The following is a 13,728-nucleotide window of genomic DNA, read 5'->3' on the forward strand; positions in this document are numbered from 1 at the left end:
AGCCGGACCGGGGCCGAACGGCCCAGTGCGCGCGCCGAGTTCGTGGATGCCGAGGAGCCGGAGGACGGGCCTTCGTCCGCCCCTTCCCTCCCCCGCGACCTTCTGTTGCTCGCGTTCGCGTCCTGCTCAGTGGCCTGCCCGGCGCAGCCCACCAGCAGCGACGCCATCGCCGCAGTGGTGAACGCCCGCCTGGACAGCCCCGTCATGCCCCGTTCGCCCGCCGACGCCGTACGACGAAGGTCGCCGCCGGGGGCGGGGGACGAGGCCCGGGTCGGCTCGTCGCTGGGGACCGGGGAAGCCGAGTCGGCGAACGCGGGCGTGCCCGCCGCCAGGACGGCGGCGCAGGTCAGAACCAGGGCGCTGAGCGTGGTTCGGCGCATGGACGTGCTCTCTTTCGTCGGTCCGCCGGTATTGCCGTGCCCGGCGGGCTGGGTGACGGGTCGAGCGAAGAGACGATTCGGCCGTGGGGCGGGTTGTAAAGAGATGGCAAAGTCGTCTGCCCCGCCCGCACGCGCCGACGGTGACCCGTTGAGTCGGTCCGCCGTCGCATCCGTACGATGAGGGCGTGACAGCCCATGCACAGCAGCACCGTGCGCCGCGGCTCCCGATCCCGGGACCGTGGCGTCTGCTCGTGCTGCTCGGGCTGCTCGCCGGGCTGTTCGGGATGCACGCCCTCGGGCCCGGCAACCCGCTCGCCCCGCACAGCGCGCAAGGTCACGGGCACGCCCGCGCCATGAGCGGCCCTGCGACGGCGATGACGGCCACGACCGCCGAGTCCGTCTGCCACGGCAACGGCACGGGCGGCGGACACGCCCAGCACGCCGACCCGACCTGCGCCTCCGGTGCCGTCGGCGCCGGTCCCGCGTTCCCGGCCCCGGTGCCCGATCCGGCCGGGTCCGGCGTCATGGACGACCTCGGTCACCGCTCCCCGGCCACCGCGCCGGACAGCGGGCGCGCGCCTCCCTCACTGGCCGAACTCCAGATCCTGCGGACTTAGGACAAGGCCGAGCCGTCCCCCCTCACCGCTGGGGCGTACGGCACTCAGCCATGCCCGTGTCACGCCCTCGCGAGGGCGCGGCAACTCACGTACACCGCAGGAGTTCTCACCATGACCAGCATGACGCGCACGCGTCCCCTCGTCCGTCGCGCCGCCCTGGCCGCGACGGCCGTCACCGCCGCCCTCGTCCTCGCCGCGTGCGGCGGCGACGGCTCGGACACCGCCGCCGGCCCGTCCGCCTCGTCCTCCGCGAGCGCCGGCGCGCACAACGACCAGGACGTCTCCTTCGCGCAGGGCATGATCCCGCACCACCAGCAGGCGCTGCAGATGGCGGAGATGGCCGCCGACCGCGCCTCGTCCGCCGGGGTCAAGGACCTCGCCACGCGCATCCGCGGGGCCCAGGACCCCGAGATCCGCACCATGTCGGGCTGGCTGAAGTCCTGGGGTGAGGACGTGCCGTCGGCCGCGCCCGGCATGGACCACTCCGGCCACTCGGGCGGCTCCGGCATGGCCGGGATGATGGACGACAAGGACATGGCCGAGCTGACGAAGGCGTCCGGCAAGGCCTTCGACACCCTGTTCCTCACCCTGATGGTCGAACACCACGAGGGCGCGGTGGAGATGGCCCGGACCGAGAAGGCCGAGGGCCGGTACGGACCGGCGACGAAGCTGGCCGATGCCGTCGTCACCGCCCAGAGCGCCGAGATCGAGGAGATGAACAAGCTGCTCGGCAAGACCGGCAGCTGACGCTCCGGCGGGCGGCGGCCCTCCCCCACACCCACGGACCGCCGCCCGCCGCCCCCGTCACCTCAGCCCCAACCGCCGCTGATACGGCTCCCTGGGCCCGGCCCGGTCCACGATCCCGGCGCACACCGCGCGCGCCGCGCAGTCCGCGGCGGCGTCGGCCGGGGTCAGCAGGGTGTTGCCCCGGAACTCCAGGTTCTTCGGGTCGCCGCAGTCCGGTGCGGGCGGCCAGCCGCCGGGGTAGTCCCGGCGCGGCAGCCAGTCGGGGACGGTGTCGTCCCAGAAGTTGCCGTGGAAGCGGACGTTGCGGACGGGCCGGTCGCCCCAGTCCTCGCTGCACCCGCCGATCGAGGCCCGGTAGTCGTGGACGGCGTTGTCGCGCACGGTGATCCACCTGCTGCTGTCGTCGGTGTAGATGCCGACGTTCCACATGCCGTAGGCGCTGTCGGTGACGGCGTTGCCGCTGACGACCGCGCCGTCCGCGTACGACGTGCCCTGTTCGCCGCGCAGGTAGATGCCGCCGCCGTCGGCCAGCAGCCGGTTGGTCGCGAAGACCCGGTTGCCGACGATGCGGTTGCCGCTCATCAGGCCGCGCACGTCCTCGGCGGGGCCGGAGAGGATGCCGGTGTAGGGCACGTGGTCGACCTGGTTGTGAGCGAGGGTCGTCCGCCGGCTGCCGCCGTCCCAGATGCCGGAGGAGGCGTGGTAGTCCGCCCCGGTGTGGTGGATCCAGTTGTCGGTGACGCGGTTGCCGCGGCTCGTGCCCGTCGTGTCGGGCGGCAGGACGCCCAGCGCGACGCCTCCGTCGGAGATGTCGGTGAAGACGTTGCCGTCCACCGTGTTGTGCGAGCTGTCCCCGGAGAACTTGAGCCCCTGGGCGCCGAGATGGACGAACCGGTTGCCCTGGAAGGCGATCCGCTCGGCATCGCGGAAGGCGACGTTCCCCGGCACGGTGAGCAGCCTGATCTCGTCCCCCTTGCCCGGCCGCAGGTACATGCTCCACGCGGCGGCGAATCCGGCGGGCTCGCTCGGCGCCCGCCATCCGGCATGCGCGAACGTCAGCCCCTTGAACGCGATGTCGTGCACCGGCCGGCCCGCGCCGCCGCTCCCGCCGACCAGCGTCTGCAGCACCGGCGCCGTCACGTCCGCGCGCCGCATGTCCTCGCCCGCCCGCGGCCGGTACAGCAGCGCGTGGTGTCCGGGACGGGAGCGGTCGAGGTACCAACTCCCGCGCTTTTCCAGGAAGTCGGGTGAGTTCTCGACGTCGGACGGCAGGGCCAGCAGCTCCGGCCCGTACAGGTCGCGGGCCAGCCGCCAGCACGGCTGGTCCATGGCGATCGTCGTCCCGTTGCGCGGGCCGCGCGAGATGCCCGCGATGCCGCAACGCCCTTCCAGGTAGTCGAACCGGAACCGCAGCTCCATGTCGCGGGGCGCGCGCCAGCTACGGGGGACGGCGCTCGTGGTGGTGAGGCCGGTGCCGGTCACCTTCAGCTTGCCGGGGATCCCGTCGCCCAGGCTCGCCCGCGCCGCCCGCCTGCCCTCCACGTACAGCTGCCGGGTCTCCAGCGCGGCGACGTCCGCCCGCCACACGCCCCGCCGCTCCGGGTCGGGCCGCCATCCCCCGATCCGCCGGCCACCGCTGAAGGTCACCGGCTCCTGCCGCGCCGTGCCGTAGCCGTACGCCTGGTAGACCACCCGGTGGCCGCCCCGGCCGGAGTCGCCGGCCGCCTGCGACATCCGCAGCGGAGCCGTCAGCCGGTACGTCCCGCCCCGCAGGTTCACCACGATGTCCGAGGTCATCGCGGCCGTCCTGGCCCGCACCGCCTGCTGGGCACGCCCCGGTGTCGCGAAGGGCCGCTCGAACGTGCCCGGCCACCCGTCGTTCCCCCACGGCGCCACGTACAACTCCTGCGCGGCCGGGCGCCCGCCCGTCGCCGCAGCCGTGGGCGGGGCCGCCCAGGTCCCACCGGACAGCGCCACCACCATCGCCGAGACGACCGCCCCGACCCGCAGGTCCGCCATGTTCCCGCTCCTCCCGTCAGCCGGACGGGTCCATGGTCGAGCGAAGGCGGCCCGGCGCGCGTCGGCCGATCGTCGCTCGCGCTGCGTCTTTGGTAGCTGTCGCGGCATACGGAGGTTTCGGACCCCGCCGGACGGAGGATCGTTACGGGCATGGCAGAGCAGCACTTCGACGTGTGGACGTCGGGAGCCGCCTACGAGCGGTACATGGGCCGGTGGAGCCGGCTCGTCGCACGGGAGTTCCTGGCATGGCTCGACCGCGCGGACGCTCTGCGCTGGCTGGACGTGGGGTGCGGCACGGGTGTGCTGTCGGCGCTGGTCGCGCAGCGGCACCGCCCCCGGGACGTGCTGGGCTGCGACCGCTCCGAGGGCTTCGTGACCGCCGCCGCCCGTGCGGTGCGCGGCCCGCGCTTCGTCGTGGGGGACGCCCTGGCGCTGCCCGTCCGGGACGGCGCCTTCGACGTGGCGGTCAGCGGCCTCACCCTCAACTTCCTGCCCGAACCGACCGCTGCCGTACGGGAGTTGGCGCGGGCCGTCCGTCCGGGCGGCCTGGTCGCGGCGTACGTCTGGGACTACGGCGACGGCATGGGCCTCCTGCACCACTTCTGGACGGCGGCCGCCTCGGCCGACCCGGCCGCCGCCGCGCTGGACGAGGCCCGCCGCTTCCCGGACTGCCGCCCGGAAGCCCTCCACAGCCTGTGGACCGACGCGGGACTCAACTCCATCTCGACGACCCCGGTCGAGGTGCCCACCGTCTTCTGCGACTTCGCCGACCTGTGGGACCCCTTCCTCGCCGGTCAGGGCCCCGCCCCGGGCTACGTCGCCTCCCTCACCCCGGCCGCCCGCGACCGCCTGCGCGACGCCCTGCGCGCCGCGGTGCCCGTCGCACCGGACGGTTCCGTCCCGCTCACGGCACGGGCCTGGGCGGTGCGGGGCGTACGGCCCTGACGTCAGGCGGCGCCCCCGAGCCAGTACCCGAACCCGCGCCGCGTGTGGATCAGCGCCGGCTCCCCCGGATCGCGGTCCACCTTGCGGCGCAGCCGCGAGACGAGCTTCTCGATGGCCTCGCCCGCCCGGAACTCCCCCCACACATGCCGGCCGATCTGCTCCTTCGACAGCACGCACCCGGCGTTGCCGAGCAGATGGCGCAGCAGCCGGTACTCGGCGGGGGTGAGGTCGAGGGGGCGTGAGCCGCGGCGGGCACGGCAGGTGGCGTCGTCCAGGACCAGATCGCCGTAGCGGAGCGGGCCCGTGTGACCGTCGGGGCGCCGGCGGCGCAGCAGGACGTCGACGCGGGCGAGGACCTCGGCGATCCGCAGGGGCTTGGTGACGTAGTCCTGTTCCCCCGCGCCGAGTTCGGGGACGAGCCGGTGCAGGGAGTCGCAGGTGGTGAGGAAGAGCACCGGCGGGCCGGCCGGGCGGGAGGCGGCGCGGGGCAGCCGGGTGAGGTGGGACAGCAGGACGGCGTCCCACACCGCGAGGTCGAAACCGTGCCCCGTCAGCCGGTCCAGCCCCTGCGCTCCGGTGCCCGCCGTGCCGACCCGGTACCCCGCCAACTGGAGGGTGGTGCGCAGCAGTTCGCTGTCTCCCGGATCGTCGGCGACGACCAGGACCCGCTGTCCGTCCCCGCGCGGGGGTGGGGGTTTGTCCAGGAGGTTCGAGAGGTTCGCGGTCATGGCGACACCCTTCGTGTGGGGGATGCGCTGGGCGCGGGAACGGGTCCGTCAGGCGGTGGGGCCCAGGTCGGCGGGGACCTCGGCGTGGGTGACGAAGTCGTCGACCATGCGGTGGAACAGCGCGGCCAGCTGCCGCAGGTCCTCGTCGGACCAGTCGGCCAGGGCCATCCGCATGCCGACGCGGCTCGCGTCCCGGACGCGGTCCACGGCGGCCCTGCCCGCATCGGTGAGTTCGATGCGCCGGGCCCGCCGGTCGTGCGGGTCGGCGGCCCGCACCACATGCCCGGACCGCTCCAACTGCTGTACCTGGCGCGTGACATGGGACGCCTCCACGGCCAGCAGCCCCGCCAGCACGCCGGGCCGCATCGGTTCGGTCTCGGCGAGGCGGCGCAGGATCGCCACGGCGGCCCGGTCGAGGGACAGTCCGGCCATGGCCATCAGGTACTCGTGCTGTCTCGCCCGGCCCGCCAGGTAGGCGACCCGGGTGAGGCACCTCTCGATCTCCACGATGTCCGTCGGGACGGCGGGCGGCTTCGGCGCTGCTGCGGATGTCGATGCGGGCATGGGCCCACCGTACCGCAAATGCTTGCTTGACTTAAGTAACCTGCTCATGCTTGCCTAAGTTAAGCAACGAAGGTTGCTTCTGAGCGGGGCCGCCTTGAGCGGAGACGGTCCCGACGCGTCGGAGCCCTGTGGGGACGGGGGCCGGCGCGGTCACCGGCCCGGCGGCGGCACGACTCCCCCCAGTCCGCCGCCGGGCCCGGTCGACCCGACCCACAGCACCTGTGCACCCACCCCTGATGGAGGCTCCGCCATGTCCGACGCAATCGCCCGACCCGCCGACGCGGGAGGGAAGTCCGCCCCGCCGAAGCCGAACGCCGTGGTGGCGGTGCTGGCGCTCGCCGGGATCGTCGTCTCGCTGATGCAGACCCTGGTCATCCCGATCGTCCCGGAGCTGCCGAAGCTCCTGGACGCCTCGGCGTCCGACACCGCCTGGGCGGTCACCGCGACCCTGCTCGCCGCCGCCGTGGCCACGCCGGTCGTCGGGCGGCTCGGCGACATGATCGGCAAGCGGCGGATTCTGCTGACCAGCATCGTCCTGCTGGTCTCCGGCTCGGTGGTGTGCGCGCTCGCCGACTCCCTCGTACCGATGATCGTCGGCCGTACGCTTCAGGGCCTCGCGGCCGCCGTCGTACCGCTCGGCATCAGCATCATGCGCGACGCGCTGCCGGCCGAGCGGCTGGCCGGGTCGACCGCGCTGATGAGCGCCTCGCTCGGCGTGGGCGGTGCGCTGGGGCTGCCCGCCGCCGCGTTCATCGCCGACAACTGGGACTGGCACATCCTGTTCTGGGTCTCGGCCGCGCTGGGTGCCCTGGCCTTCCTGCTGGTCCTGCTGATCGTGCCCGAGTCCAGGGTGCGTACCGGCGGGCGCTTCGACCTGGTCGGCTCGCTCGGTCTGTCCGCCGGGCTGGTCTCCTTGCTGCTGACCGTCTCCAAGGGCGGCGACTGGGGCTGGACCGGCGCCGCGACGCTGGGCCTGGGCACCGCGGCGGTCGTCATCCTGCTCGCCTGGGGCCGGTGGGAGCTGAAGGCGAAGCAGCCGCTGGTCGACCTGCGCACCACCGCCAGGCCGCAGGTGCTGTTCACCAACCTGGCCTCGGTCGCGCTCGGTTTCTCGATGTTCGCCATGTCGCTGGTGCTGCCGCAGCTGCTCCAGCTGCCCGAGCAGACCGGGTACGGCCTCGGCAGGTCGATGTTGACCGTCGGCCTGGTGCTGGCCCCGCAGGGGCTGGTGATGATGGCCATGTCCGCCGTCTCCGCGGGCGTCACCAAGGCCAAGGGCCCCAAGGTCACCCTGATGATCGGCGCGCTGATCGTGGCCGCCGGGTACGGCCTGAACATCGTGCTGATGAGCGAGGTCTGGCACCTGATCCTGGTCTCCTGCATCATCGGCGCCGGCGTCGGCTTCACCTACGGCGCCCTGCCCGCGCTGATCATGGGCTCCGTCGACCCCTCCGAGACGGCCGCCGCCAACAGCCTGAACACCCTGATGCGCTCGCTCGGCACCTCGTTCGCCAGCGCCATCGCGGGCGTCGTCCTGGCTCAGATGACCACCGACTTCGGCGGGCACGCCCTGCCCTCGGAGAACGGCTTCAAGGTCGTCATGGCCATCGGCGCCGGAGCGGCCTTGCTGGCCTTCGCCCTTGCCACGCTCATCCCGAGGCAGCGTGCCAACGCCGACCGGGCGGCCACCGCGGGCGGGACCGAGCGGGCCGCGGTCAGGGCCGGCTGAGGAAGACCGGGACGAGGTGGGCACGGGCGCGGGAATCACCCGCCCCGGCGCCCGGTTGCCCCGTCACGACCGTCGAAGAGGAGCCGCACATGTCCGAGTCCGCAACACCGGCCGAACCGGCCGCCCGCGTGCACGAGCTCCGCCTGGTGGTGACGGCGGCCGACTACGACGAGGCGCTGCGCTTCTACCGGGACGAGCTCGGCCTCCCCGAGCGCGCCGCGTTCTCCTCCCCCGACGGCCGGGTCACCATCCTGGAGGCGGGCAGGGCCACGCTGGAGCTGACCGACCCGAACCACGCCGGCTTCATCGACGAGGTGGAGGTCGGCCGCCGGGTCGCCGGGCACATCCGGGTCGCCTTCCAGGTGGACGACTCCACGGCCACCACGGCGAGGCTGGCGGCGGCCGGGGCCGAGGTCCTGGCGGAGCCCACCCGCACGCCGTGGAACTCCCTCAACTCACGCCTCGAAGCGCCCGGCGCCCTTCAGCTGACGCTGTTCACGGAACTGGGTGAGGCGGACGCCGAAGCAGGCGAACGCGCGTAGATCCGCCGGAGCGACGGAACCGCTCATTCCTGCGGGAGCTTATTCATCCGTTTCGGTGATAATTGGGGCATGAGTACGGCGACGCTTGAACTAGCGGCCACGTCGAGCGAAGTACTCAACGTGATCGCCGCCTTCGTTGGTGGAATGGTCATCGCCGGTGCACTGGTCTGGGCCGTGCAGTTCGGCATGCGGGTCCGTGACCGAGAGCTGCCACGGCCCACTCCCGAGGAACAAACACACCTGCCGGACACCGGCGCGGTCCATGAGGTCCGGGAGCTGCGGGAGCCGGACGAGGTCCCGCACGCGGTCGGCCGGGAACGCCTCCTGCCGCACGAGCTGCACCACGCGGGCAGCAGGCGCAGCGAGGACCAGCACCGCAAACGCTGGCTGCCCGGGAAGAGCGGGGCCTTCGGAGGGGGCGGCCTGGGACACGGCTGAGCCGGGGAGCCGGAAAAGAGCGCGACGGGGGCCATCGCCTGATGCCACCCTGTCCGGACAGGACAGGGTGGCTCGGGCTGGGGGTTGATTGAGCAGGCGACGCTATGTGGCCAGGGGTGTGCCCGGCGGCTATCGGATCTGGGACAACCACGGCCGCCGTTTCTGGGGCGACCACTACGAGCTGTGCCCCGACGACCTGCTCACCGAGCTGAACGGCCGCAAGGACCCGGCCAGGGTCAGCGAGCTGCTGAGGCGTTACCGCGCTGCGCGGCGTTAGCCGCGTCCGAGGCGTCCGGCGCCAGGGCGAGCGCGAGGATCACGAAGAAGTCGATCCCCACCATGACCACGGACCAGACCGGTGTGTACGGCAGGAACAGGAAGTGGGCGACCATGCTCAGGGACGCCAGGAAGATACCGGTGATCCGCGCCCACCAGGCTCCCCGAAGGATGCCCCCACCGGCGCCGACGGCGACCACGCCGAGGCAGAGCAGGATCCAGCCCCATGCCGTGAGGTTGGCCTTGAACACGTAGTCGCCGATCCGGGCGTACACGTCGTCCTCGGCGATGGCGGAGATGCCCTGGAGGATGGCGAGCAGCCCGTTCACCAGCATCAGTACACCTGCGAAGACGAGTCCGCCGGTGACCGAGCCGGAGGCGGGGGCGGGGCCGGGTGCGGTGCCCGGCGTGGTGTCGGCGCCTGCGGACGGCCAGGTCGCCCGGGACGTACCTGATCCACCCGGTCCACCGGATCCACCGGCCGTCCGCGTTCCCGGAGGGCTATGGGCGGCATCGCTCGCATGCGACTGCGGCTGCTGCTGGCTCATGGCTGCCGTACCCCACTTCTCGCGTGTTCCGCGGACGGTTCCGCGGTCGGTACGACGATCGGCCGGTCGGGGGGTGCCCACCACGGGGGAGGCGCCGATCGGGTGACGCCCGAAGTGCGCGGGGGGCGGTGCGGATCTTCACTGAAGGGACCGGATCGCACCCTTGGAGCCCCGTATGCCCGCTCACCGCCCCCGCCGGAGAACCGCCACGATCCTCCTGGCGGCCGCCGCCCTGGCCGTGCCCGCCCTGGCGTCCTGCTCCGACGAGGACACCCCCTCGTCGGTGACCAGCAAGGCGGCGTCGGCCTTCGCCTCGGCGACGGCAGAGGCGAACCGCCAACTCGACGAGATCAAGGGCGGCATCGACGCCACGGACTCGGTGAAGCTGGGCGACCCGACGACCGACTCCGACGGCCGCGCGTCGGTGGAGGTCACGGCGGACAACACCACGGACTCGACGAAGTCCTTCGCCGTCCAGGTCAACTTCAAGGACGAGAACGGCAATCTGCTCGACGCGGCGGTGGTGACGGTGTCCGACGTGGCGGCGAACAAGTCCGGCAAAGCCACGGCCAAGAGCACGCGCGACCTGAGTGGGGACGTACGGGCGGAGGTGGAGACGGCGGTGCGCTACTAGCGCCGAAGCGGGCCGTCGGCTTTCAGCTCTCACACGAGGGCACCACCCGGCACCGTGTGGCGCCAAGCGAGGCCCGCGCGACGCCACTCGATGCCACGCGATGCCGCGCCATGCGCTCTCCGCGCCCTAGAGCCGCCCGCCCCCGCCGTCCGACACCGTGTCGTGCTGCTCCTGTGCCGACCCGACCACCAGGATGTCGATCTGCTCGCTCAGCGCGCTGACGCCGTTCAGGGTGGCCGTCGCCTGGAGGCGGCCCGTGCCGGCCGGGAGGGCGAGGCCGGGTACGCAGGACCAGGTGCCGTCCGGCGCCGCCGTCGTCGCGCAGACCTCCTGCTCCAGCGCGTCGCGGACCGTGACCTGGGCGCCCGGGTAGGCCGCGCCCGACGCCTGCGGCAACGCGCCCAGCGGTACGCCCGACGTGGGGCGGGACAGGGTCGGCGCGGGCAGACCGACCGTCACGGAACAGGTGCCGCGCCCGCGCACGGCGCCCGCCGCGTCCCTCAGGGTCAGGGTGCAGTCGGGGAGTCGGGTGCCGGGTTCGGCGTTCGCGGGGACCGACAGGACGAAGGGAAAGGCAGGGCCGTTCCACGCCGACACCGGCGCCCCTGCCGACGGGGACGCCCCCACGAAGGTGTACGTCCCGCTGTTCCCGCCCACCGCCACCGCGCCCCGGTATCCGAGCCCGGCCAACGGCGCACCCGTCACGCGCGTCTTCGCCGGCGCCGTCAACGTCAGCACCGATCCCGCGCCCAGCGGCTCCCCCTCGTAGCCGGCGACCTGGACGACGCCCTCGCGGCCGGGCTCGATGGTCGCGGCGCCCCACAAGTCGTGGCCGACGGGTCCTGCGGGGCCCGCACCGCCGTATGCCGTCCCCGGCGCGACGAGCGCGCCCGCCACCGCGAGCAACCCGAGAGCCGACGTCTTCCAAGACCTGCGGGACCTGCTCATCGTCGGCGGAGCTCCTCACACGTCGGCGGCACCCCACCCCCACCTGCGATTCTCCCGGCCACGCCCGCCGATGACACGCACTGTTGGCCCGTACGAGCCGAGCGCGCGACGCCTACCACCCGTCCGGCTTCACAGCCCGCCCCCCGGATGCCGGGCCGCCGCCTTCACGTCCGCCTCGGTCTGGCTGCGGGCCGCGCCCTGCTCCGTCGCGTGTTCGGTGACGGCCGTCTGGACGGCCAGGGCGAGGTCGCGCCAGGTGCGCCAGGCCGTCTCGTAGGCCTCGGTCTGCGGCTGGGTCCACGGGGTGCGGGTGGGCGGGCCGTACCGGTCCCGCAGCTCCTCCACCCGGCTGTGTGCCTGGTCCGCCGCCTGCTGCATCGCGACCAGTTCGTCGAAGGTGCGTGCCACGCGTTCGGATCCTCGGGCAGCGGGGCGGCGCCGCCCGCTTGCCACGCGTGCGGCGCGCGCCTCTCACCCGGATCTCACTCGGAGACCACTCGGACGGCGTCCGCCCGCGCCGCAAGCCGGGCCGCCAGCCCGTCGAGGATCGTCTCCACGCCGAACGCGAAGACCGCGTCGACCTGCTCCGAGAAGGTCTGCCCGCGCTGCGCCTGCCCCTCCATGCTGGCCAGCAGCCGTGGATACTTCTCCGCGATGGCGGCGGCCTGGGCCACCAGCGCGGCATCCGCCTCGGACTGCGCGGCCCCGTCCGCGGACGTCCGCTCCTTGACCTCGGCGGCGTCGGTCGCGCTCATGAACGCCAGCCCCGTCACGAACATGAAGGGGGTGCTGACCGCCCAGTCGAGGTCGGCGTCCCGGAACCCGGCCGCCTCGAAGGTCTCGTACGCACGCTCCTGGAAGCCGGCCATGCCCTCGCTGTAGCCCGCGTACGTGGTGATCACCCGCACCAGCCAGCGGTGCCGGTCGCACAGCTCGCGGGCGGCGTACATCAGCTCGCGCGCCGCCGTCCGCCATCCCACCGCCGGGACGTCCGGCAGCCGGACCTCGCTCCACACCTCGTCGGCCGCGAGCACCAGCAGGTTCTCCTTGTTGCCGACGTGCCAGTACATCGCGGTGGCCGCCGAGCCCAGCTTCTGGCCGAGCTTGCGCATGCTCAGCCCGTCGATGCCCTCGGCGTCCAGCAGCTCGATCGCCGCGCGGACGATCTGTTCACGGTTCAGGGTCTCTCGCGCCATGGGACCAGCGTAACCGCCACTTGCACGCCGTAAAAGTTTCTCGCCGAAAAGACTTGCACACCGTGCAAGTCTGGTTTTACGGTGTGCAAGTCATCGAGTTGCACACCGTTCAAGTCGCCGATCCACACCGCGATCCACATCACCGGGGAGAGTCATGACCGCCATCCACGCACAGGGCCTGCGCAAGTCGTACGGGGAGAAGTCGGTGCTCGACGGCATCGACCTGCGCATCCCCGAGGCGTCGGTCTTCGCCCTGCTCGGCCCGAACGGCGCGGGCAAGACCACCACCGTCCAGATCCTGTCCACGCTGATCGGCGCGGACGCCGGCGAAGCCCGCGTGGGCGGGTACGACCTCGTGCGGCAGGCCGACGACGTACGCCGGTCCATCGGCGTGACCGGTCAGTTCGCCGCGGTCGACGGGCTGCTGACCGCCGAGGAGAACCTCCTGCTGATGGCGGACCTGCATCACCTGAGCCGCGGCGAGGGCCGCCGGATCAGCGCCGAACTGCTGGAGCGCTTCGACCTGGCGAAGGAGGCGAAGAAGCCCGCCTCCACCTTCTCCGGCGGTATGCGCCGCAAGCTCGACCTCGCCATGACCCTGGTCGGCAACCCGCGGATCATCTTCCTCGACGAGCCGACCACCGGCCTCGACCCGCGCAGCCGCCGCACCGTGTGGGAACTGGTCCGCGGCCTGGTCGAGGACCTGGGCATCACGATCTTCCTCACCACGCAGTACCTGGAGGAGGCCGACCAGCTCGCCGACCGCATCGCCGTGCTGCACGGCGGCCGGCTCGTCGCCGAGGGAACCGCGGAGGAGCTCAAGCGCCGCATCCCCGGCAGCCACATCCGGCTCCGGTTCGCCGACGAGCGGCAACTCGACGCCGCAGCCCGGGTGTTCGAGGTCGCTCAGCGCGACCCCGAGAACCTCGCCCTGCAGGTCCCGGGCGACGGCACCCCCGCCACTGTGCGCGCGGTCCTCGACCTGCTGGAGGCCGCGGCGCTCGAGGCCGAGTCGCTCACCGTGCRCACCCCCGACCTGGACGACGTGTTCCTCACGCTGACCGAGACCCGGCAGACCACCACGACCGCCGCCTGACCCGCCGCCGCCCGACCCGTCCCCGAAAGGACACCCCGATGACCACCGCCATGACGATGATGCCGGGGACGAGGTAGTTGATGTAGGCGTCGCGGTCACCGACGCCGATGCCCTCGCCGATCGCGCCGCCGAAGACGTACACGAACAGCAGCAGCATCAGGACGGGCAACGTGACGATCTGGATCGTCAGGGAGGGATAGCGCAGCATGTGCTTGATGTTGCGGCGCAGCATCGTCATCGAGTCGCGGAAGGCGTAGGAGCGGGTGGGCGCGGGGGTGGTGGCGGTGGTCATCGGGGTGTCCTTTCGGGGACGGGTCGGGC

The 13,728-nt window shown here is 72.8% G+C and carries 16 protein-coding genes and 2 pseudogenes; 9 read left to right on the forward strand and 9 right to left on the reverse strand.

Features of this window, described 5'->3' with window-relative positions:
* Positions 1 to 380 (reverse strand): annotated as a pseudogene (locus EAO75_RS46175) (hypothetical protein); the annotation flags it as partial.
* Between the two features lie 185 nt (positions 381 to 565).
* On the opposite strand from EAO75_RS46175, the gene EAO75_RS33990 reads away from it, so the two are divergent.
* Both EAO75_RS33990 and EAO75_RS33995 read left to right on the forward strand, forming a co-directional pair.
* On the forward strand, positions 566 to 997 hold the full coding sequence (locus EAO75_RS33990) for a DUF6153 family protein (RefSeq protein WP_261989547.1): 432 nt from the start codon (positions 566 to 568) through the stop codon (positions 995 to 997).
* Positions 998 to 1,117: 120 nt separating this feature from the next.
* Positions 1,118 to 1,744 (forward strand): DUF305 domain-containing protein, encoded by a 627-nt coding sequence (locus EAO75_RS33995; protein ID WP_147999040.1) that lies wholly within the window; start codon positions 1,118 to 1,120, stop codon positions 1,742 to 1,744.
* Between the two features lie 57 nt (positions 1,745 to 1,801).
* Here EAO75_RS33995 and EAO75_RS34000 read toward each other — a convergent pair whose 3' ends face one another.
* A complete protein-coding gene (locus EAO75_RS34000; RefSeq protein ID WP_261989548.1) occupies positions 1,802 to 3,763 on the reverse strand; it encodes a right-handed parallel beta-helix repeat-containing protein in 1,962 nt (653 codons plus the stop codon).
* Between the two features lie 150 nt (positions 3,764 to 3,913).
* Here EAO75_RS34000 and EAO75_RS34005 point away from each other — a divergent pair, with 150 nt between their 5' ends.
* The gene (locus EAO75_RS34005; RefSeq protein ID WP_147999021.1) at positions 3,914 to 4,708 is read left to right on the forward strand and encodes a class I SAM-dependent methyltransferase; all 795 of its coding nucleotides are present in this window, start codon (positions 3,914 to 3,916) and stop codon (positions 4,706 to 4,708) included.
* Positions 4,709 to 4,710: 2 nt separating this feature from the next.
* Here the strand turns inward: EAO75_RS34005 and EAO75_RS34010 are convergent, their stop codons facing one another.
* Together EAO75_RS34010 and EAO75_RS34015 are read right to left on the reverse strand one after the other, a co-directional pair.
* Complete coding sequence (locus EAO75_RS34010) at positions 4,711 to 5,436, reverse strand: response regulator transcription factor (protein WP_147999022.1); 726 nt, start codon at positions 5,434 to 5,436, stop codon at positions 4,711 to 4,713.
* A 48-nt stretch (positions 5,437 to 5,484) separates the two neighbouring features.
* On the reverse strand, positions 5,485 to 6,000 hold the full coding sequence (locus EAO75_RS34015; protein WP_147999023.1) for a MarR family winged helix-turn-helix transcriptional regulator: 516 nt from the start codon (positions 5,998 to 6,000) through the stop codon (positions 5,485 to 5,487).
* A gap of 250 nt (positions 6,001 to 6,250) precedes the next feature.
* Between EAO75_RS34015 and EAO75_RS34020 the strand changes: the two genes are divergently transcribed.
* The 4 genes from EAO75_RS34020 (at position 6,251) to EAO75_RS34035 (ending at position 8,986) form a co-directional block, all read left to right on the forward strand.
* Positions 6,251 to 7,729 carry an MFS transporter gene (locus EAO75_RS34020; RefSeq protein WP_147999024.1) on the forward strand — a complete coding sequence of 493 codons (1,479 nt, stop codon included), beginning with the start codon at positions 6,251 to 6,253 and terminating at the stop codon, positions 7,727 to 7,729.
* An 89-nt stretch (positions 7,730 to 7,818) separates the two neighbouring features.
* Positions 7,819 to 8,271: a VOC family protein gene (locus EAO75_RS34025; RefSeq protein WP_147999025.1), complete on the forward strand. Its 453-nt coding sequence runs from the start codon at positions 7,819 to 7,821 to the stop codon at positions 8,269 to 8,271.
* 69 nt (positions 8,272 to 8,340) lie between these two features.
* Positions 8,341 to 8,709, forward strand: coding sequence for a DUF6479 family protein (locus tag EAO75_RS34030; protein ID WP_147999026.1), 369 nt, complete (start codon positions 8,341 to 8,343; stop codon positions 8,707 to 8,709).
* Positions 8,710 to 8,797: 88 nt separating this feature from the next.
* Positions 8,798 to 8,986 carry a hypothetical protein gene (locus EAO75_RS34035; protein WP_187284697.1) on the forward strand — a complete coding sequence of 63 codons (189 nt, stop codon included), beginning with the start codon at positions 8,798 to 8,800 and terminating at the stop codon, positions 8,984 to 8,986.
* On the opposite strand, the gene EAO75_RS34040 is transcribed toward EAO75_RS34035, so the two are convergent.
* Entirely contained in the window at positions 8,946 to 9,533 is a 588-nt protein-coding gene (locus EAO75_RS34040; protein WP_147999027.1) for a hypothetical protein, read from the reverse strand. The genes EAO75_RS34035 and EAO75_RS34040 overlap by 41 nt on opposite strands.
* A 175-nt stretch (positions 9,534 to 9,708) precedes the next feature.
* Between EAO75_RS34040 and EAO75_RS34045 the strand changes: the two genes are divergently transcribed.
* Positions 9,709 to 10,167, forward strand: coding sequence for an FxLYD domain-containing protein (locus tag EAO75_RS34045; RefSeq protein ID WP_147999028.1), 459 nt, complete (start codon positions 9,709 to 9,711; stop codon positions 10,165 to 10,167).
* A gap of 126 nt (positions 10,168 to 10,293) precedes the next feature.
* Here EAO75_RS34045 and EAO75_RS34050 read toward each other — a convergent pair whose 3' ends face one another.
* The 3 genes from EAO75_RS34050 to EAO75_RS34060 form a co-directional block, all read right to left on the reverse strand.
* Positions 10,294 to 11,115 (reverse strand): carboxypeptidase regulatory-like domain-containing protein, encoded by an 822-nt coding sequence (locus EAO75_RS34050; RefSeq protein WP_147999029.1) that lies wholly within the window; start codon positions 11,113 to 11,115, stop codon positions 10,294 to 10,296.
* 129 nt (positions 11,116 to 11,244) lie between these two features.
* Positions 11,245 to 11,523 (reverse strand): hypothetical protein, encoded by a 279-nt coding sequence (locus EAO75_RS34055; RefSeq protein WP_147999030.1) that lies wholly within the window; start codon positions 11,521 to 11,523, stop codon positions 11,245 to 11,247.
* A 74-nt stretch (positions 11,524 to 11,597) separates the two neighbouring features.
* Positions 11,598 to 12,311, reverse strand: a complete 714-nt coding sequence (locus tag EAO75_RS34060; protein ID WP_147999031.1) for a TetR/AcrR family transcriptional regulator C-terminal domain-containing protein — start codon at positions 12,309 to 12,311, stop codon at positions 11,598 to 11,600.
* A 154-nt stretch (positions 12,312 to 12,465) separates the two neighbouring features.
* Between EAO75_RS34060 and EAO75_RS34065 the strand changes: the two genes are divergently transcribed.
* Positions 12,466 to 13,407 carry an ATP-binding cassette domain-containing protein gene (locus tag EAO75_RS34065; RefSeq protein ID WP_147999032.1) on the forward strand — a complete coding sequence of 314 codons (942 nt, stop codon included), beginning with the start codon at positions 12,466 to 12,468 and terminating at the stop codon, positions 13,405 to 13,407.
* Here the strand turns inward: EAO75_RS34065 and EAO75_RS34070 are convergent.
* Positions 13,364 to 13,728 (reverse strand): annotated as a pseudogene (locus tag EAO75_RS34070) (ABC transporter permease); the annotation flags it as partial. The gene EAO75_RS34065 and the pseudogene EAO75_RS34070 overlap by 44 nt on opposite strands.

It is taken from the genome of Streptomyces sp. UW30 (assembly GCF_008042075.1).
Lineage (GTDB): Bacteria > Actinomycetota > Actinomycetes > Streptomycetales > Streptomycetaceae > Streptomyces.

What these genes read in the sequence shown, in the direction of transcription:
- EAO75_RS34050 (WP_147999029.1), bottom strand. Translation starts at nt 11,115, where the DNA reads ATGAGCAGGTCCCGCAGGTCTTGGAAGACGTCGGCTCTCGGGTTGCTC.
- EAO75_RS34060 (WP_147999031.1), bottom strand. Translation starts at nt 12,311, where the DNA reads ATGGCGCGAGAGACCCTGAACCGTGAACAGATCGTCCGCGCGGCGATC.
- EAO75_RS34010 (WP_147999022.1), bottom strand. Translation starts at nt 5,436, where the DNA reads ATGACCGCGAACCTCTCGAACCTCCTGGACAAACCCCCACCCCCGCGC.
- EAO75_RS34045 (WP_147999028.1), top strand. Translation starts at nt 9,709, where the DNA reads ATGCCCGCTCACCGCCCCCGCCGGAGAACCGCCACGATCCTCCTGGCG.
- EAO75_RS34040 (WP_147999027.1), bottom strand. Translation starts at nt 9,533, where the DNA reads ATGAGCCAGCAGCAGCCGCAGTCGCATGCGAGCGATGCCGCCCATAGC.
- EAO75_RS34030 (WP_147999026.1), top strand. Translation starts at nt 8,341, where the DNA reads ATGAGTACGGCGACGCTTGAACTAGCGGCCACGTCGAGCGAAGTACTC.
- EAO75_RS34015 (WP_147999023.1), bottom strand. Translation starts at nt 6,000, where the DNA reads ATGCCCGCATCGACATCCGCAGCAGCGCCGAAGCCGCCCGCCGTCCCG.
- EAO75_RS34005 (WP_147999021.1), top strand. Translation starts at nt 3,914, where the DNA reads ATGGCAGAGCAGCACTTCGACGTGTGGACGTCGGGAGCCGCCTACGAG.
- EAO75_RS34020 (WP_147999024.1), top strand. Translation starts at nt 6,251, where the DNA reads ATGTCCGACGCAATCGCCCGACCCGCCGACGCGGGAGGGAAGTCCGCC.
- EAO75_RS34000 (WP_261989548.1), bottom strand. Translation starts at nt 3,763, where the DNA reads ATGGCGGACCTGCGGGTCGGGGCGGTCGTCTCGGCGATGGTGGTGGCG.
- EAO75_RS33995 (WP_147999040.1), top strand. Translation starts at nt 1,118, where the DNA reads ATGACGCGCACGCGTCCCCTCGTCCGTCGCGCCGCCCTGGCCGCGACG.
- EAO75_RS34025 (WP_147999025.1), top strand. Translation starts at nt 7,819, where the DNA reads ATGTCCGAGTCCGCAACACCGGCCGAACCGGCCGCCCGCGTGCACGAG.